General features: G+C 57.4%; 16 protein-coding genes. 11 read left to right on the top strand and 5 right to left on the bottom strand.

The features are described from left to right. Positions 1-5: 5 nt before the first annotated feature. A complete protein-coding gene (gene purH, locus G505_RS0113670) occupies positions 6-1,598 on the bottom strand; it encodes a bifunctional phosphoribosylaminoimidazolecarboxamide formyltransferase/IMP cyclohydrolase (RefSeq protein WP_028110072.1) in 1,593 nt (530 codons plus the stop codon). 293 nt (positions 1,599-1,891) lie between these two features. Here purH and zntR point away from each other — a divergent pair, with 293 nt between their 5' ends. From zntR to G505_RS0113650, 4 genes are all read left to right on the top strand, one after another. After that, positions 1,892-2,293 carry a Zn(2+)-responsive transcriptional regulator gene (gene zntR, locus G505_RS0113665; RefSeq protein ID WP_028110071.1) on the top strand — a complete coding sequence of 134 codons (402 nt, stop codon included), beginning with the start codon at positions 1,892-1,894 and terminating at the stop codon, positions 2,291-2,293. Positions 2,294-2,296: 3 nt separating this feature from the next. Next, complete coding sequence (locus G505_RS0113660; RefSeq protein WP_028110070.1) at positions 2,297-3,628, top strand: SO_0444 family Cu/Zn efflux transporter; 1,332 nt, start codon at positions 2,297-2,299, stop codon at positions 3,626-3,628. 152 nt (positions 3,629-3,780) lie between these two features. Continuing rightward, entirely contained in the window at positions 3,781-4,065 is a 285-nt protein-coding gene (locus G505_RS0113655) for a hypothetical protein (protein WP_028110069.1), read from the top strand. A gap of 987 nt (positions 4,066-5,052) precedes the next feature. Next, complete coding sequence (locus G505_RS0113650) at positions 5,053-6,093, top strand: DcaP family trimeric outer membrane transporter (RefSeq protein WP_028110068.1); 1,041 nt, start codon at positions 5,053-5,055, stop codon at positions 6,091-6,093. Between the two features lie 363 nt (positions 6,094-6,456). Here G505_RS0113650 and G505_RS0113645 read toward each other — a convergent pair whose 3' ends face one another. Continuing rightward, positions 6,457-7,473, bottom strand: coding sequence for a porin (locus G505_RS0113645; RefSeq protein WP_028110067.1), 1,017 nt, complete (start codon positions 7,471-7,473; stop codon positions 6,457-6,459). Positions 7,474-7,825: 352 nt separating this feature from the next. Between G505_RS0113645 and tcdA the strand changes: the two genes are divergently transcribed. Both tcdA and G505_RS0113635 read left to right on the top strand, forming a co-directional pair. Further along, complete coding sequence (tcdA, locus tag G505_RS0113640) at positions 7,826-8,620, top strand: tRNA cyclic N6-threonylcarbamoyladenosine(37) synthase TcdA (RefSeq protein WP_028110066.1); 795 nt, start codon at positions 7,826-7,828, stop codon at positions 8,618-8,620. A 77-nt stretch (positions 8,621-8,697) separates the two neighbouring features. Then, on the top strand, positions 8,698-9,585 hold the full coding sequence (locus G505_RS0113635; protein ID WP_157509212.1) for a hypothetical protein: 888 nt from the start codon (positions 8,698-8,700) through the stop codon (positions 9,583-9,585). Here G505_RS0113635 and G505_RS0113630 read toward each other — a convergent pair. Both G505_RS0113630 and G505_RS0113625 read right to left on the bottom strand, forming a co-directional pair. Continuing rightward, positions 9,582-10,040: a SufE family protein gene (locus tag G505_RS0113630; RefSeq protein ID WP_051216215.1), complete on the bottom strand. Its 459-nt coding sequence runs from the start codon at positions 10,038-10,040 to the stop codon at positions 9,582-9,584. The genes G505_RS0113635 and G505_RS0113630 overlap by 4 nt on opposite strands. Next, the gene (locus tag G505_RS0113625) at positions 10,033-11,244 is read right to left on the bottom strand and encodes an aminotransferase class V-fold PLP-dependent enzyme (protein ID WP_028110063.1); all 1,212 of its coding nucleotides are present in this window, start codon (positions 11,242-11,244) and stop codon (positions 10,033-10,035) included. Before G505_RS0113625 ends, G505_RS0113630 begins: the two co-directional genes overlap by 8 nt. A gap of 228 nt (positions 11,245-11,472) precedes the next feature. Here G505_RS0113625 and G505_RS0113620 point away from each other — a divergent pair, with 228 nt between their 5' ends. The 3 genes from G505_RS0113620 (at position 11,473) to G505_RS0113610 (ending at position 15,473) form a co-directional block, all read left to right on the top strand. Continuing rightward, on the top strand, positions 11,473-14,052 hold the full coding sequence (locus tag G505_RS0113620; RefSeq protein ID WP_028110062.1) for an acylase: 2,580 nt from the start codon (positions 11,473-11,475) through the stop codon (positions 14,050-14,052). A gap of 193 nt (positions 14,053-14,245) precedes the next feature. Further along, positions 14,246-14,482, top strand: coding sequence for a thioredoxin family protein (locus tag G505_RS0113615; protein WP_084643996.1), 237 nt, complete (start codon positions 14,246-14,248; stop codon positions 14,480-14,482). Between the two features lie 10 nt (positions 14,483-14,492). After that, positions 14,493-15,473 (top strand): permease, encoded by a 981-nt coding sequence (locus G505_RS0113610; protein WP_028110060.1) that lies wholly within the window; start codon positions 14,493-14,495, stop codon positions 15,471-15,473. A 5-nt stretch (positions 15,474-15,478) separates the two neighbouring features. On the opposite strand, the gene yjjX is transcribed toward G505_RS0113610, so the two are convergent. Beyond that, complete coding sequence (gene yjjX / locus G505_RS0113605) at positions 15,479-15,997, bottom strand: inosine/xanthosine triphosphatase (RefSeq protein WP_245568380.1); 519 nt, start codon at positions 15,995-15,997, stop codon at positions 15,479-15,481. Positions 15,998-16,096: 99 nt separating this feature from the next. Between yjjX and G505_RS0113600 the strand changes: the two genes are divergently transcribed. Next, positions 16,097-16,885: a sulfite exporter TauE/SafE family protein gene (locus G505_RS0113600; RefSeq protein WP_028110058.1), complete on the top strand. Its 789-nt coding sequence runs from the start codon at positions 16,097-16,099 to the stop codon at positions 16,883-16,885. Positions 16,886-17,196: 311 nt separating this feature from the next. Further along, a complete protein-coding gene (locus G505_RS0113595; RefSeq protein ID WP_028110057.1) occupies positions 17,197-18,474 on the top strand; it encodes an aromatic amino acid transport family protein in 1,278 nt (425 codons plus the stop codon). Positions 18,475-18,508 lie beyond the last annotated feature (34 nt).

Raw genomic sequence — 18,508 nt, 5'->3', positions numbered from 1 at the left:
AGCCATTAGTGCTTAAAATGGCGCATTCCGGTGAAGACCATCACCATATCGTGTTCGTCCGCGGCGTCGATCACTTCCTGGTCTCTCATGGAGCCACCGGGCTGAATCACGCAGCTGATCCCCGCGTCGGCGGCGGCATCGATGCCGTCACGGAAGGGGAAGAAGGCATCGGAGGCCATCACCGAGCCGGGTACGGTCAGTCCCTCATCGGCGGCTTTGATGCCGGCGATCTTGGCGGAGTAGACGCGGCTCATCTGGCCGGCTCCCACGCCCACGGTCATCCCCTCTTTGGCGTAGACAATGGCGTTGGATTTGACGTACTTGGCCACCTTCCAGCAGAACATCAGGTCCTTTAGCTCGGCTTCTGTAGGCTGACGCTTGGAGACCACCTTGATGTCGTCCAGACCGACCATCCCCTGATCCCTGTCCTGAACCAGCAGACCACCGTTGACACGCTTGGTGTCGAACTCGGAGGTCCTGCTCTGCCACTGGCCGCACTCCAGCAGACGCACGTTCTGCTTGGCAGACACCACGGCCTTGGCTTCGTCGGAGACGGTGGGTGCGATGATCACCTCAACGAACTGGCGATCGATGATCGCCTGGGCGGTTACGCCGTCCAGTTCCTGGTTGAAGGCGATGATGCCGCCAAACGCAGAGGTGGGATCGGTCTTAAAGGCGCGGTCATAAGCGTCGAGGAGGTTGTCACCCAGGGCTACCCCACAGGGGTTGGCGTGCTTGACGATGACGCAGGCGGGCGCGTCGAACTCCTTGACGCACTCCAGTGCGGCATCGGTGTCGGCGATGTTGTTGTAGGAGAGTGCCTTACCCTGAATCTGGGTGGCGGAGGCCACGGACGCTTCCTGCAGGTTATTCTCTACATAGAAGGCGGCGCGCTGGTGGCTGTTTTCGCCGTAGCGCATATCCTGCTTCTTGATGAACTGCTGGTTGAAGGTGCGGGGGAAGACGGACTGGTCATCGCCCTCTTTGTTGTCGCCGTGGCTGGGGACCATGGTGCCAAAGTAGTTGGCGATCATGCCATCGTAGGCTGCGGTGTGCTCGAAGGCGGCAATGGCCAGATCGAAGCGGGTCTGGTAAGTGAGTGAGCCCTCACCCTTGTCCATCTCTGCGATCACTCTGCCGTAGTCGTGAGCATTGACCACTATGGTGACATCTTTGTGGTTCTTGGCGGCGGAGCGCACCATGGTTGGGCCGCCAATGTCGATGTTCTCGATGGCGTCTTCCAGGGAGCAGTCGGGGCGGGCGACGGTCTGGGCAAAGGGGTAGAGGTTGACCACAACCATGTCGATAGGCTTGATGCCGTGGGTGTCCATCACCGCGTCATCTTTTTCGCGGCGGCCGAGGATGCCACCGTGTACCTTGGGGTGCAGGGTTTTGACCCGGCCGTCCATCATTTCAGGGAAGCCGGTGTAGTCGGAGACTTCGGTGACAGGCAGACCAGCCTCGGCCAGCAGGCGTGCGGTGCCGCCGGTGGAGAGCAGTTCAACACCGCGTTGGCTCAGAGCCCGGGCGAACTCAACCACACCAGTCTTGTCAGACACACTCAGCAGGGCGCGTCGAATGGGACGTGCAGATTCCATAGGGTACAGATCCTTTCATGTAGGGTTAGTGGGTCACCCTGAGGGTGACTCTTATTATGGGAAGATATTTCGCTAACACCTTGGTGTAAGGTGTTGGCGAAATACCCTCTGAGGGGGTCTGTACAACCTTAATGGAGTCGCGCGCATTGTACGTCAAAATGCTCATGAAATCAGGCCCAATCCACGACTTTTGTTCACGTATAAGAAAAGTGCATTTCCATATAAAAAGGGTTTGACCTTAGACCTAACTCCAAGGTTTATACTCCACTCAAGTCAAGAATCTGGAGTCTGTCATGTACCGCATCGGCGAGCTGGCGACGGCCTGTGAGGTCACCGCCGACACCCTGAGGTTTTATGAAAAGAACGGCCTGTTCAGTCCTTCGTCCCGATCCGACAAAGGCTACAGGCTGTATACCGAAGAGGATGCCCGCCACCTTAAGTTCATCTTGAGGGCTAAGGCGATGGGGTTCAGCCTGACGGAGATTCGGGAGCTGCTCAACATCGAGGCCAGTCGCTCAGACTGGGCCTGTGCCGATGTGAAAGGGATGGTAGAGGCCAAGGCGGCCGAGTTGCAGCGCAAAATTGATGAGATGACCCGCCTGAGAGACTCCCTTCAGGAGTTGGCGGACGCATGCTGTGGCGGGCCGGAGAGTGCCATTCACTGCTCCATCCTGGACACCCTGGAGACCAAGTAGATGTTGTTGATTGAAAATTTCCTGGACCTTTTCCTGGATTCTGCGCCCTGGCTGTTGCTGGGCCTGTTCCTGGCGGGGATGCTTAAGATGTTTGTCCCCATGGAGTGGATGAACAAGCAGTTGGGGGGGCACGGTTTCAAGACCACTCTGAAGGCCGCCCTGTTTGGCGCGCCTTTGCCATTATGCTCCTGTGGGGTGATTCCGGCTGCGGTGGGCCTGCGCCGTTCGGGTGCGTCCAAGAGTGCCACCACCTCCTTCCTGGTGTCGACGCCGGAAACCGGTGTGGACTCGGTGTCGGTCTCCTATGTCCTGCTGGGCCCCTTTATGGCGGTGGTGCGCCCCGTTGCGGCGGTGACCTCGGCAGTGGTGGCCGGCCTGCTGGTTGGCAGGGATGACGAAGCGCCCAAAGAGGAGAAAGCGCCGGCCAAGGTAGCCAAGATGAGCCCCATGGGCCAGGGCTCGCTGATGGCCTCCGGTGGTCAGACTCAACTGAAGGTGGAGTCCAAATCTGGCTGCTGCTCCTCCAAGCAGCAGGCTGCGCTTGAGCCGGTATCCAGCTGTTGCTCCTCCAAGAAGGAGGCTGCGCCTGAGCCGGTATCCAGCTGTTGCTCCTCCAAGAAGGAGGTTGCGCCTGAGCCAGTCTCCAGTTGCTGCGCCTCCCAGGCCGAAGCCAAACCTCAACAGAGTTCCAGCTGCTGCAGCAGCAAAAAGCAGGCGAAGGACGAAGCCGGGTGTTGTGCGTCCAAGGCGGCACCGAAAGTCGGTGATGGCGTACTCAGCCGAATGGTTCAGGGGATCCGTTATGCCAGTAATGACCTGGTAAAGGACACCACAATGTGGCTGCTTATCGGCCTGTTCTTCGCGGCTCTGGTGAACACCTTTGTTCCGCCCCACTACCTGTCGCAATGGGGGGATGGCATTCTGGCCATGTCGTTGATGGTGCTGGTGTCTGTGCCCATGTATATCTGTGCCACCGCTTCGACGCCGATTGCAGCTGGCCTGTTGCTGGCGGGGGTGTCTCCCGGTGCCGTGCTGGTGTTTATGATGGCGGGCCCGGCGACCAACATCGCCACCCTGGGAGTGGTGCGCAATGAACTTGGCAGGCGTGCCCTGTGGGGCTACCTGGGAGGGGTCATTGGTACCGCCATGGTGTTTGGCTATCTGGTGAACTTCCTGGTGGCCGGCTACGGCTTTCAGGTGACGCCTCTGGTGGGCGAGGAGCACAGGATGCTGCCCAACTGGCTGGTGTACGGCAGTGGCATTCTGTTGGCAGTGCTGATGTTCCGGGCGTTGCTGAATACACTGAAGGTCAAGATGACTCCAACACCAGCCTGATGCGCCGTCTACATCTGGCCTGATAACAACGCGCTGCAATTGCAGCGCGTTGTTTTTTGGGCATTAACCTACAGTTGCTGTGCTAAAATTCAGGCAACTTCAGACGGCTCGACAAAGCGGGCCATTCCCTTACCTTCAGAAAGGATCATCCAATGAGTGCACTATTCGTCCTGGTGACCGCCCTCGCTTCCGAACCCGCTTTGGCCGGGGTGGAGCAGGGTGATGAGTATATCTGCCGCAATGGAGCGATGGAGCGTCGGATCCAGGTGATCTATCCTCAGGGAGCGCCACTGCCCTGCGAGGTGCATTACGTGAAGGGCAGCGACAGTAAGGTGTTGTGGCGAGCTCAAAACGAAGCTGGGTACTGCGAAACCAAAGCCCAGGAGTTTGCGGCGAAGCAGGAGAGCCTGTATTTCCCTTGCGAGAAGAATCAGTAGAGGGAGCGTTTGCGGCCTTCGTCACTGCATGATTCTTGCCTAGGTGCGCTTCACCCGAGGTTTGTCATGGGCAGCCATCGCTGCCCGTGTCTTGCCCTCTTCAGTTCTGGATGGCTTGGCTTTCGATCATTTCCCTGGGAAATAAAGAGTTGCATATGACTATTTCACATGCTGGTCAGGCAGAACGAGATACCAAGTGGGATTGAGGTCTGCACAAATATTGTGCGCCACCCCACCTGAGTGCAGAGTCCAAAAATTACGAATAAAGTAAATATCATTCAATAAAGCAGCGCGCATTGCGTCTGCAGTCGGATCTCCGCCTCTTTTTTCGGGTAAATTTTCTAATAAAATTACAAAAGCCCCCGGTTTACTTTCTCCGCAAATAGATTTTGTGAACTGGATCTCTACCTATTTTTGAATAGGTTTCTCTTCAATGATTCCATAATTAAAAGGCAATAGTTAATTAACTTTATCTTTGACTGTGATTTAAGGTATGGCCAAGTAAGTCATTGTATTGCTTTGTTCTGGCATCACTGATGCTGTCTGGTTAGTTTAGTGTTGATTAATTAGTAAGGGGCTTCATCTCTTAATTCACTCTGGATCACGCCGTAATTGCAAAATGGACTTAAAGGCTGAGCCAGCCTGAAAAATATCCAGATTCGTTATCTGGATCGAAAAGTGGCTCCGTGATGTGATCAGGATCATTCCCACTTCTGGTCCGATGTAGGTTTTGTTCGACAATAATCGCCATTATGCGACATGGATCGCACTGGTTGTGCTTGGGTAAGGAAATTCAGATTGCCGTTTTGTTAACTTCGTGGGGCGAAATGTTTGGACTGGTGTTTGTTGATTGGCGCTTATCTGTGGTTGTGTCAGGTTAGTTTTTCCATCTTATGCGTTGGCGACAAATGATCTCAGTCCACGACACAACATTTCAAATAAGAGAGTGATGTTGATTCATAACCTATAAAATAGGATGAAACTGAGATGTTCGTTTCTAAAATTAAAAAGATTGCCTTAGTAACCTCCATGGCTGCCATGGCAACCCCGGCGTTAGCTGCATACGAAATCCAACTGAACGATAATGACAAGCTGATCTTCGGCGGCTACATCAAAGCTGATGTCCGTTACGTAGACGGTGACGTAGCCTATAAAGACCAGTGGACCGGTGCAGGCACCCCCCTGGAGGAGAGCGCATCTCAGTTCCGCATCTTCGCCAACGAAACCCGTTTTAACACCAAATACATCCACGGTGACCTGGTTGGTTTCATCGAGATGGACTTCTTCGGTGGTGGCGGTAACCAGATTATCTCCAACTCCCTGAACCCACGTCTGCGCCACGCGTTTGTGAAGTACAAGAACATCACCGCCGGTCAGACCTGGACGACCTTTATGAACACCAGTGCCATCGGTGAGACCGCTGACTTCGGTAGCACCATGATGGGCATCTCCTTTATCCGTCAAGGTCAGGTCCGCTACACCAACGGTGGTCTGGAGCTGGCTATTGAGAACCCTGAAAGCTTTGGCGGCGACACTGCTAACGACAAGTTGCCTGACGTGATCGCCAAGTACACCTTCAAGGGTGACTGGGGTAACGTGTCCGTTGCCGGTCTGGCTCGTCAGCTGAACACCACCGGTGGCGAAACTGAGAACGCAATGGGCTTCTCTGTAGCCGGTCGCATCAACACCTTCGGTAAAGATGACCTGCGCTTCCAGATCCACAAAGGTGAGCTGGGCCGCTATGTTGGTACCGCTGCCGTTAAGGACCTGGTTGGCGAGGAGGTAGAAGATACCACCGCGTACAACATCGCCTACCGCCACTTCTGGAACGAAACCGTTCGTTCTACTTTGATCTATGGCCACATCGAAGGCGACGTTTCCGGTAACGAAACCAGCCAGTGGGGCGTGAACATCTTTAAGAACTTTACCAAGGAGCTGTCCATGGGTCTGGAAGTAGGTAACTACTCCATCGATCACGAAGACAAGGACTCCATGTACGGTCAGTTCTCCATCCGTTACGCTCTGTAACCAGGTAGCAGAGAGGCGGGGATCCTGACCCCGCAACGGGTCCATCTTGGCAGAGAGTTAGACCCAACCCTTAGCCGGCGGAAACGCCGGCTTTTTTGTGCCTGGCGCCGAGGACAGCGGCGGGTCCGATGTCATCGGCAGATCCGCAATGATGCAAATCCTCCGTTCATGGCCGGAGTAAGGAGCATTGGTTAACCAGGGATGTGTTGTTGCGTCGGGGCAGGAGCTATCAGCAGTAATGGGGACACTGCAGAACAGGGAAGGTGGCCAAAAGAAAGGCCACCTTGCGGTGGCCTCTGGCAGGTGACTCAATCAGACATGGCTGATTGTAGCGACCGTTTCGCTCTTTGGCTGGGCCAAAGATTAGAAGCGGTAGCGCAGACCTACGGTTACTACATCATCTTCGATGTCGGCAGCGTCCTTGATGGAGGCTTCGTACTTGGCGTAGTGGCCGTACAGGTAAGCGGACTTGCTCAGGGTGTAGTCGCCACCGATGGTGTAGTTGGTTACGTCTTCAACGGTGCCGGCGGTGTCACCTTGGGCTTTCTTACCGAAAGTACCCATGGCGCCATCTTCGTAGCCGTACTGAGCCTTCAGCATGAAGTTGCCCAGAGGGTACTTGGCAGACACGATGTAGCCGTCGGACTCAACGGAGGAGTTGGCGGTCTTCTCGGAGGACTGGTAGATGGCACCCAGAGCCAGGTCAGCAACTTTCACCTGACCGGTCAGACGCCAGGCAGTCAGGCCCTTGATGCCGTCAACATAGCCACCGCCAACGTAGAAGTTGGCTTTCTTCAGGCCTTTGTCACCGTAGCCCAGGAACAGGGCGTAGTTGTCGCCGTCATCGCTGGTGGCGCCGTCGTTGTCGTCTTCCAGGATGTAGGTGAACTTACCGGTCAGCATGTCTACCTTAGGCAGAACATAGGTGATGCCATCAGCTACACGATCCTGACCAGGCAGGATCATGACGATGTCGGCGTTCAGGTTACCGAAGGCATCAACGCCACCTTCGGAGCCTTTGAATGCGGTGTCGTTACGACCGAATACCACTTCACCGAAACCACCGGCCAGACCGATGTAGGTGTTACGGGAGGAGAAGGTATCGGCGTCGTTGTCGGTGCCGTTAACACCAACCTCTACCTTGTACACCAGTTTCAGAGCACCGTTGATGTCGTGGGCGCCTTTCATACCGATGTTGGAAGAGTTGTTTTCCAGAACCGTGCCGGTATCACCGCTGGTACCTTGAACGGTGTAACCGGTGTCGGAATCGGTCAAAGAGATGTTCAGGTCACCGTAGAAGGTGGGCATTTCTGCTTGGGCGCCGAAAGAGGCAGCAACCAGCAGGGCAGCAGCAGAGAGGGCGGGTGTCCGTTTTAACATGATCAATTTACTCCTGACGATCAATGAATGCCTGATTTTTGGTTAACACACAGGCAACATTTTTCCCTATGTATCAAGATTTAATCAGGCTTTTTAGTCATTTTGCGAACTCGATTCTGGCAGGAAGCCTGTGACATGCAACCGTTAGCAATGCGTTTTTTTGAGCTTGTGCACAATTTTGATGTGAAAAGTTTTAACTGTTGAGTAAGGTCAATAAACGGACATTTAATTCATTGATTCATCAGTTTTAAATAGTTAACGTTGACTGTTCACCCTCAGCGCAGCTTGCCGCGTTCCCCGAATGACCCTCGCCCCTGTTATACTGCGCCCGGCTTTGTCAGGAATGCAGCAAATGAACGACGACTATCTACAACGCTTTGGCGGCATCGGCCGTCTCTATGGTCCAGCGGCACTGGAGCGGTTCGCCCGGGCACATGTGGCCGTGGTTGGTATTGGAGGGGTGGGCACCTGGGTGGCTGAGGCTCTGGCCCGCAGCGGCATCGCCCGAATTACGCTGATCGACCTCGATGACATCTGTATTACCAACACCAACCGACAGTGCCATGCCCTGAAGGAGACCGTGGGTCATTCCAAGGTGGCGGTGATGGCGGAGCGAATCCGAGCCATCAACCCCGATTGCCAGGTGGATGAGGTGGAGGAGTTTGTCGACGGTGATAACCTGTTTGAGCTTATCGATGACCAGCTGGACTATCTGGTGGACTGCATCGACAGCGTTAAGGCCAAGGCGGCCCTGATCGCCCATTGCAAACGGCGCAAGATCCGCATCGTGACCGTGGGCGGTGCCGGCGGCCAGCTGGATCCTACCCGGGTGCAGGTGGCGGATCTGGCCAAGACCTATCAGGACCCGCTGGCGGCCAAGGTGCGCAACCTGCTGCGCCGGGAGTACAACTTCAGCAAGAACCCCAAGCGTCGTTTCCAGGTGGAGTGTGTGTTCTCCGATGAGCAGCTCAAGTACCCTGGGAGCGACGGCCAGATCTGCCTGGCTAAGGCTGCTGCGCAGGGTCCGAAGGCGATGGATTGTGCCAGTGGTTTTGGTGCCGTGACCCCGGTAACCGGCACCTTTGGCTTTGTGGCGGCCAGCCGGGTGCTGGTAAAGCTGGCGGCACAAGCCGATAAAGAGGCATAATATTTCAATGTCTTAGCTCAAGGCCATGGGAGGGCATTGACGTGTTGTCCAGACAGTTTGGGCTGATGTGCCTGCTTATGAGTCTCTGCGCTTCGGTGGACGCGCAACCCGAGTCGCTGACTCAGGAACACCCCTGGTATGACAAAGCCCACGAGCTGCTGTCTGGCTCCGCCCGTCGCTCCGCCCTTTGGTTTGATCACTTCTTTGGCCCCACTGATGATGCCGATCAGGCGTCCAGTCACTTCAGGCTGAGAGTCCAGCAGGAGTTTATCGAGCGGGAGAGTGATCAACTGGGCCTGCGACTGTCCGCCGCCTATTACCTTCCCCAGACCGAGCGTCGGCTCAAATTGTTGTTGGAGTCTGACGAAGAGGATGAGGAGCTGGGCGATCCCTTTGCCAGCTCGGGGGAGGGGGCGACCCGCGCTGCCCTTCGCTGGATCCCCCTGGACCGCAAGCGATGGGACCTGTCGGTGGATCTCGGCGCCAGTGTGGATTCGGGCGTTCAGCCCTTCGTCCGGGGACGGGCCCGCTACTACGACAACCTGGATGAGCGTACCCTGGTCAAGGCCACTCAGGAGTTGAGGCTGCAATCCGGTGAGGGCTGGAGTGAAACCACCGGATTGAATCTGGAACGGCACTATGACGGACACGCCTTGTTGTGGAGGAACCGGCTGTTCTATGGAGAGGAGAGCGACGGGCTGGAGTGGAGCAGTAAGCTCAGCAGGGTAGAGTGGCTCAATGAACGTACCGCCATGTCGGTGTTTGCCGCGGTTTCAGGGGCCACCGACGATGCCCAGACTCAGAGTGAAATTCGCCGTCTGGGGCTGACCTTCCGCCAGAGCTTTCTTCGAAGCTGGCTCTTCTATGAAGTCGAACCCCAGGTCACCTGGCCGAGAAAGTACGGCTTCGACACTAACCTGGAGCTGATGCTGACCCTGGAGGCGCAGTTCGGCCAACGCCGCTAGGAGGTCTGCTGCGTCGCCTGGCCCCGAATCGCTTCCACCAGAGCCGCCAGGCCATTGGCCCGGGAAGGGCTCAGGTGAGCCGACAAGCCCAACTCACCGAACCAGCTCTCAAGATCCAGTCCGCGAAGGGCATGGTCATCACCGTGATTGCACGCGCTCAATATCAGCACCAGCAGCCCTTTGATAATGCGGGACTCACTGCCGGCAAGGAAGTGGTGGCAACCTGCGTCATCTCGGTGATGGTAGAGCCAGGCCTTGCTTTCGCAGCCGGCCACTTCTGCCTCCTCTCTCTGCCATTGCGCGGCCAGAGCCGGCATGCGGCTGCCCAGTTTCATGATAATCCGATATCGCCCCTGCCAGTGGGACTGGGCCATCAACTCCCGATGTAACTGTTCACGGGTCAGGTCCCTGCCCAGAGGGGAGTCCAGAAACTCTTGAATGCCGGGTTTAATCATCGAGAAACTCCGTGATCTCTTTGAGTGCGGCCAGGAAGGCGTCCACCTCGTCGAGGTTGTTATAGGCGGCGAACGAGACCCGGCAACTGCCCTTGAGTCCCAGTGCCTGCATCAGTGGCTGGCAGCAGTGATGGCCGCAGCGCACTGCGATGCCCGCCTGGTCCAACAGAATGCCGATGTCCTGATGGTGCTCTCCCTCCACTTTAAAGGAGAGGGCACCGAGGTTGCGGCCTGTGCCCGCTATCGCTTCCACGCCGGGAAGGGCGGCAATGCCCGCCTTTGCTCTCTCCATCAGTGCATTTTCGTGGGCCTGCAACGCTTGCCTGTCCAGCTCACCAATGAAGCTCAGGGCTTCTCCCAGACCAATGGCCTCGGCGATGGCTGGCGTACCCGCCTCAAATTTGTAGGGCAGACGGTTGAATTGACTGCCCTCAAAGCTGACCTGATGAATCATCTCGCCGCCATATTGATAGGGGGGCATCTGCTCCAGCAGTGATTGACGCCCCCACAGTACGCCTATGCCAGTAGGGCCATAGCATTTGTGGCCGGAGAAGGCGTAGAAATCGCAGCCCAGTGCCTGCACATCGACCTGCAGGTGAGCCACCGCCTGGGCGCCATCCACTATGGTGATGGCGCCGACAGCCTTGGCGGCAGGCAGCATCACGTCTAGGGGCGCCACCTTGCCCAGGGCATTGGAGACCTGGGTCAGACTGACCACCCGGGTTTGCGGCCCCAGAAGTGCGTGGTAGGCATCCAGATCCAGGTCGCCATCCTGAGTCAGGGGGATGGGAATCAGTCTGGCGCCGGTGCGCATCGCCATCTGTTGCCAGGGGACGATGCAGGCGTGGTGAGCCCAGGTGTCGATGAGGATCTCGTCACCGGGTTGCAGCAGGTGGCTGCCCAGACTCTGGGCCAGCAGGTTCATCGATTCGGTGGTGCCCCGGGTGAAGATCACCTCCTCCCGTGCCGGGGCATTGATGAAGGACTGCACCCGGTCTCTGGCGCCTTCGAAGGCGCGGGTGGCCAGGTCGGAAAGACGATGGGCGCCGCGGTGCACGTTGGCGTTCTGCTCCCGGTAGAAACGGTTCATCGCCGTCAGCACCTGCTCAGGCTTCTGAGTGGTGGCGGCGTTGTCCAGGTAAACCAGGTCCGGCTGGTTCAGGGCAGGAAACTGGCTTCGCAAGTGGTGCAGTGGTGCGCTCATCGAGGTTCCATAAAGGTAATGCGGTGGCAGAGAATGACCAATCCCCGCCCCGGTTGCAAGTGATCACAGGAAGGATACCAGCTTTGCCCGAATCAGGGATCCAGGCCTCCGATGTGGCTGGTTAATTTACTGTTAATGGAGTTAAAACTCTGTGGATCTATCTGGTCTGAGCTGTTTAAATGGAGGCTGGCTCACTGGGGAGGTGAGCACCCAACAAGGAAGATGATAATGATAAAATCACCTCTGTGGATCGCCGTAGCCACGGCGACCGGACTGATGCTGTCAGGCTGCAGCAATGACGACAATCGCGACTCCGTTACACCGCCCCCTGAACCCGCCCCCGAGGTGCAGGTATTTGCCGAAGATGGCCTGCTGGATGTGCGTATTCGCCGCACCACCTTCGGCGTGCCCCACATCGAGGCAGACAGCATCGAGAGTGTGGCTTTTGGTTCCGGCTATGCTCAGGCACAGGATCATCTTTGTCTGCTGGCCGATGGTTTCATTAAGGCCAACAGTGAGCGCGCCAAGTACTTTGGGCCGCATAAGAGCATCGACTTTGCCACTGGCCTGCCCAAGGAAGAGGACAACCAGAACCTGGTGAGCGACTTCGGCTACAAGGCTCTGGGGGTCCGCCAGTCCGCCGCCGAGCTTATTGGCACTCTGCCGGATCGCTCCCGTGCCATGCTCTCCGGTTTCGCCGCCGGTTATAACCTCTATCTGGCGGATCTGGCGTCCGGCGCGGTGACCACTCCTAACCTGCCTTGCGCCGGTCAGCCCTGGGTCAAGCCCATCACCGATGTGGATATGCTGTCCTACCTGTTCTCCATTGCGCTGCTGCCCGGCGCGGCCAACTTTATGGATCTGATCTTCTTCGCCAATCCCGGCGACGGAGAGGAGTACCTGCCAAGGCCAGCCGCCACCGCTTTTGTCCCCAGGCAGGGACAGATGATGCTGGCGGACATCCGAACCAAGGCGATGGCGCGATCGGCAACACTGACCACCCCAGAGGTGAACCCCAGGGAGATGGGGTCCAATGGCTGGGGCCTGGGCAGCGAAGTGACAGAGAATGGCAAAGGGATCGTCCTGGGTAACCCCCACTTCCCGCACACCGGCCAGTTGCGTTTCTGGCAGTCGCACCTGACCATTCCCGGCCACCTCAATGTGATTGGGGGCTCCCTGGTGGGGATGCCCGGGGCGGTGAACATCGGCTTCAACCAGAATCTGGCCTGGACCCACACCTTCTCCACTGCCGAACACTTCATCATGTACAACCTCAGCCTGAAGGAGGGGGACCGCCTCACCTATCTGTTTGAGGGTGAAGAGATGGCCATCACCCCCAAGACCCTCACGATTGAGGTGAACATTGGCGGCGGGGTGACCATCCCTCTGGAGAAGGAGGTGTACCTCACCGCCAAGGGGCCCATGGTGGAAGCGCCACCGGCCCTGGCACCTTTCCCCTGGGATGATACCCAGGCGTTTTTTGTTCAGGACGCCAACATCAACAATGTGGATGTGCTGGAACACTGGTCAGCGATGAACTTTGCCAGCAATCTGGAGGAGTTCCAGCAGGCGTTTAAGAGCTTTGACGGGGTAATCTTCAACAACACCATGTACGCCGATGATCAGGGCAATGCGTTCTACATCGACGACTCCACCGTGCCCAACATCAGCAGCGAGGCGGAAAGTGCTCTGAGGCTGAGCCCCGAGCTGCGTGCCGCCCGTGAGCAGGCCGGTTTCACCATCATGCCTGGCAATGAGGCGCGTTTCGCCTATGACGGCGCGGTGCCCTATGAACGCGCGCCCAAGCTGACCCGCCAGGATTTTGTGCAGAACTCCAACAACTCCTACTGGATCACCAATCCGGCCGAGCCCATCGAAAATGTGTCGCCTCTCTATGGCAAGCGTCGGGTCGAGCAGTCGCTGCGCACCCGGATGGCGCTCACCCTGATGAGTGGCGCCCGTGGCGAGGATGGCAAGTTCAATGCCACCGAGGTGGAAGCGGCGCTGCTGTCTAACAGGGCCTACCTGGCGGAGCTGGTGTTGCCCCAGTTGCTGCAGCAGTGTGAAGCCCAGGGGACGACCCCTGTGGTGATCAGCGACAGCCTGAGTGTCGATGTGTCGCCGGCCTGTGCGGCCCTGGCCAAGTGGAACGGAGCACAGAACCAGGACAGTGTCGCCGGTGCCCTGTTGCGCGAGTTTGGCTATCGTTTCGACAGCGATACCCACCTGGACGTACCTTTCGTCTACACCGACCCCATCAATACCCCCAACACCCTGGCGGCCGATGGCTCCGCGCTGGTGGCCCTGGCCGCAGCCAGTGCCACCCTGACCCAGAACGGCTTCGACCTGGAAGCGCCCCTGGGGCAGATGCAGTTTGTGGAAAAATCGCTGCCCAATGGTCAACCTTCGGGTGTGCGTTTCCCCTGGTCCGGTGCCAACAACTTTGAGGGCGGTTTTAACGTCTTTGCCTACACCAACAGCCCGGGTGACGACACCATGCTGCCCCAGCATGCCTACACCCCGGCAGTGGATGCGGTCACCGGTCAGGCCACCCGCTCCGAACTGACCACCGAGGGTTACCACATCGACTACGGCTCCAGCTGGATGATGGTGGTGGGCTTTGGCGATCAGGGGCCCGAGGGGCGCGGACTGCTGACCTATTCTGAGGCCTACAATGCCCAGTCCCCCCATTGGGCGGATCAGACCCAGTATTACTCGGACAATACCGCCCTGAGGCCATTGCTGTTCACCGAAGAAGCGATCGCAGCGGAGACCCTGTCGGACATTCGTCTTCAGTATCAGAAGTAGCCCCCTATGGGATCAGAGGAAGAGGCGCCTGGGGCGCCTCTTTTTTTCTGGCCGCCGGGAACTGATCCGGATCAACTCCCAGACATTTAGTCGCCTGCAAATTTTGTTTCTGCTTGCGCCAGCGAGGCGCCTGACGCAGTATCACCTCAATATATGGATATCCATATTATTTCAAAACCTAGAAGAGGCAATGATGAAGATTGAGATTCTTGGAAGCGGCTGCAAGAAGTGCAACACACTGGCAGAGCAGGTGAAAAATCGGGCTCAGGAGCTGGGATTGGCCTTTGAACTGGCGCACGTCACCGACATGGAGAAGATCCTGGATTATGGGGTGATGCGCACTCCGGCCATTGTCATCGACGGTGAAGTGAAGCATGCCGGATCACTGCCAGGGCAGGCCGAGCTGGATGCCCTGTTAAACCAGGACTGAGGCTGACCCCATGTTTGAGTTGTTCGGTGATCTTGCCAGCCTGGTGGTCTATCAATGGCTGGGGTGGGATCCGCAAAACAGGCTGGCCCAGGCGCTGCACTTTTTTGTGGAGGACACCAGTAAGATTCTGGTGTTGCTGGTGGTGATGATCTATGCCATCGCCCTGGTGCGAGCCTCTCTGGACGTGGAGCGGGTGCGTCACTACCTGAGTGGTAAGAGCCGTGGAGCCGGGTACCTGCTGGGCTCGGGGTTTGGTGCCATCACCCCCTTCTGCTCCTGCTCGAGCATTCCGGTTTTTCTCGGTTTTACCTCCGCAGGCATACCCGTGGGGATCACCATGGCTTTTCTGATCACCTCGCCGCTGATCAACGAGGTGGCCCTGCTGTTGCTGCTCAGCCTGCTGGGCTGGGAGCTGACCCTGATCTATGTGATGGTGGGGATGGTCATCGGCATGGCCGGTGGGGCATTTCTCGACACCATAGGCGCGGAGCGCTGGCTTCAGCCTCTGGCCGCCCGGGCCCACGCCATGGGGCAGCAGGCACAGCCGCAGGAGGAGGATGAAGGTGGGCCGTCACTGACCCTGAAGCAGCGCCATCAGTTTGCCCGTGAGGAGACCCTGGAGATCTTCGGCCGGGTGTGGAAGTGGGTGATCATCGGCGTGGGCCTCGGCGCGGCCCTCCATGGCTTTGTCCCGGCGGGCTGGTTGCAGGCGCATCTGGGAGACGGCCAGTGGTGGTCTGTGCCCAGCGCTGTCGTGCTGGGGATTCCTCTGTACGCCAACGCCACCGGAGTGATTCCGGTGATGGAGAGTCTACTGCTGCAAGGGGTGCCCCTGGGCACCACCCTGGCGTTCTGCATGAGCACCGTCGCCGCCAGTTTCCCCGAATTCGTGATGCTCAAACAGGTGATGCTGTGGCGCTTGCTGGCCCTGCTGTTTGTCCTGCTGCTCACCGGTTTCACCCTGATGGGGTGGGTGCTGAATCTGGTCTAGCAGATTCACTGCTGCCGAGCATAAAGCTCCGGATGCAGGAAGGGGGCCAGCAGCATGCACAGGGTATCGGAGTAGATACTGGTCCTGTCCACCAGGTTGTTGGTGAGGATACCCATGGCGCCGCCTTTCTGGCGGATGTTGTGGTCGTTGAACAGCTCGTCCATCAGCGGGCCCAACTCCTCGCCATTCTCCAGCCGGCGGCTGACCAGCTCGGGCAGTGGCAGCAGGCCGCTGCGGCCGATCTGAGTCTGTGAGCCATCGCTGGCGGCTATGTAGGCAAAGGTAAAGCCCTGGCCATGGATGCGATCATAGCCTCCCTCGAAAGCCACGTAGAAGTCGGCCTGCTCCTTGAGGATCGCCTCCAGCCGGTTGATGGTGCCGACCCGGGTCTCGGTGTCGCCCATGGGCTGTTCGTCCACCCCCGAGGGGACGCTGGTTCCCTTGACCTGCCATTGGACATGGGGGAAGGCGCGCTCAAGGGCGCGTTGGGCAGCATTGACCTTGACCGGATTCCGGGAGGCCACCAGCAAAGTTTTTTCTGTTGTTTTTGTCATCAATCGGTGTGGTTGTGTAGGGGAATATGACACAATGGTCCTCAATCTAATCAGCAACTTCAACTAATTATGATCTACCTGTTGTATCTGCTACTCGGCGCCTTTGCTGGCGTACTCTCCGGTCTGTTTGGCATCGGCGGCGGCTTGGTGATCGTGCCGGTGTTGCTGACCACCTTCAAGGTGCTCAACTTCGATAATGCCATCGCCATCCACATGGCCCTGGGGACCTCGCTGGCCACCATCATAGTGACGTCCATCAACTCCATGATGGCCCACCATCGACGCGGCGGAGTGGATTGGAGGGTGGTGTTCACCATGGTGCCCGGCATTGTCCTGGCGGCGTATCTGGGGGGGTATGTGGCCCATCTGCTGGATGCCACCATACTCTCTTACTGTTTCACCGCCTTTATCCTGGCGGTGGCGCTGAAGATGTGGTTTGGCCTCAAGCCAAAAGGTCAGCAGCCCCTCCCCGGCCCGGTTGGACTGAGTCTGTCCGGTGCGGGTATCGGCTTCTTCTCTGCCATCTTCGGCATCGGCGGCGGTACCATCAGTGTGCCTCTGCTGTCCCGTTTTGGGCTGGAGATGCGCAATGCGGTGGGGATCTCCTCCGCTCTGGGTTTTCCCATCGCCCTAACCGGGGCCCTGAGTTATGCCATCAGTGGCTGGAATCAACCGAGTCTGCCGGAGATGAGTCTGGGCTACGTATATCTGCCGGCCTTCGTGGGGATCATCCTCACCAGCTCCATCTTTTCCCGCTTTGGGGCTCACCTTGCTCACAAGCTGGACCCCAGAGTTATGCAGAAAAGCTTCGCCATCCTGCTGTTTGTCATTGCGACAAAAACGTTGCTGACCAGTTAATGCGGCGTGCTTTGGTGTAATTAAACTACGAATAAGATTTTGAAAGCGGGTCAACAAGACCCGTTTTTTTTCGCCTTTTTTACTGGGTTTGGGCGGGGTGTTTACGCTCGCCACCCAGCAATGATCGATATTGAGCGTTATTTTACAGATTTTTCACCTTCGCATTAAGGCTGCTCATGCCAGGATGCAATAGATCGATGTTGTGAGTCAGCTCACGCAGCGAAATCTGATTTGGGATCTTGATCCCATCAAAACTGAAATAAATCTCTATATTTGCCCTCGCTAACTCGAACTCTTTAAGGTGAATAATTATGCAGGCTTCAACCGCTGCAACTGCCACCGGCACCGCCGGCAAGGCAGTGACCTATACCAAGCAGGATCTGACCTGGTCCCTCTCCATGTTCGGCACCGCCGTTGGCGCCGGTGTTCTTTTCCTGCCGATTCGCGCAGGTCTGGAAGGGTTTTGGCCCCTGATTCTGATCGCCCTGCTGGTGGGGCCCATGACCTATCTGTCTCACCGTGCACTGGCCCGGTTTGTCCTCTCCTCCCAGCGTAATGATGCCGACATCACCGACGTGGTTGAGGAGCATTTTGGCAAAGGGGCTGGCCTGCTGATCACCATCCTCTATTTCTTCGCCATCTATCCCATTGTTCTGATCTATGGCAACGCCATTACCACCACAGTCGACAGTTTCATCGTCAACCAATTGGGCATGATCTCCCCGCCTCGCTGGATCCTCTCCGGTGTGCTGGTGGCGATGATGATGGGTGTCATGATCCTGGGACGCCGCCTGATGCTGCGTGCCACCGAACTGTTGGTGTATCCCCTGGTGTTCATCCTGCTGGCGATGTCCGTATACCTGATTCCCGACTGGTCCATGGCGGCCATGAGCGTTGACAATATTCCCGCCGTTGGCGACCTGATGATGGTGGTGTACCTGACCATCCCCATGCTGATCTTCTCTTTCAACCACAGCCCGGCGATCTCCTCCATGGCTCTGGCGCAGCGTGAAGCCCATGGCGATGATGCGGTAGCCAAGTCCGATCTCATCCTCAAGCGTGCCTCCATGATGCTGCTGGGTTTTGTGATGTTCTTTGTGTTCAGTTGCGTGTTGGCGCTGTCCCCCGCCCAACTGGCTGAAGCCAAGGCACAGAACCTGCCGGTACTGAGCTACCTGGCGAACCAGTATGACTCTCCGGTCATCTCCGTAGTGGGTCCTCTGGTCGCTTTCCTGGCTATCTTCTCCTCCTTCTTCGGTCACTACCTGGGTGCCAAAGAGGGGCTGGCGGGCATCGCCAAGAAGAGTGCGCCCAAGATGGTGACTGCCATGGGCGACAAGGGCTTCGACCGTGCCCTGGTGGCCTTCTTCTTCTTCAGCGTCTGGGGTGTGGCCATCATCAACCCCTCCGTACTGGGGATGATTGAGTCTCTGGGCGCCCCCTTCATTGCGGCCATCCTGTTCCTGATGCCGATGTACGCCATCAACAAGGTGCCGGCCATGAAGCGCTACAGCGGCAAGCTGTCCAACGTGTTCATCACGGTGATGGGCATCATTGCCATCAGTGCCATCGTCAAAGGCCTGTTCTAAACCCGCATTTAAGACTCTGAAGCCGGAGTCGTCG

The organism is Ferrimonas futtsuensis DSM 18154 (assembly GCF_000422645.1).
In the GTDB taxonomy this organism is placed as follows: Bacteria; Pseudomonadota; Gammaproteobacteria; order Enterobacterales; family Shewanellaceae; genus Ferrimonas; species Ferrimonas futtsuensis.
Note: the sequence above shows the minus strand (reverse complement) of the source record. Positions and strands in the feature narration are given on the sequence as shown.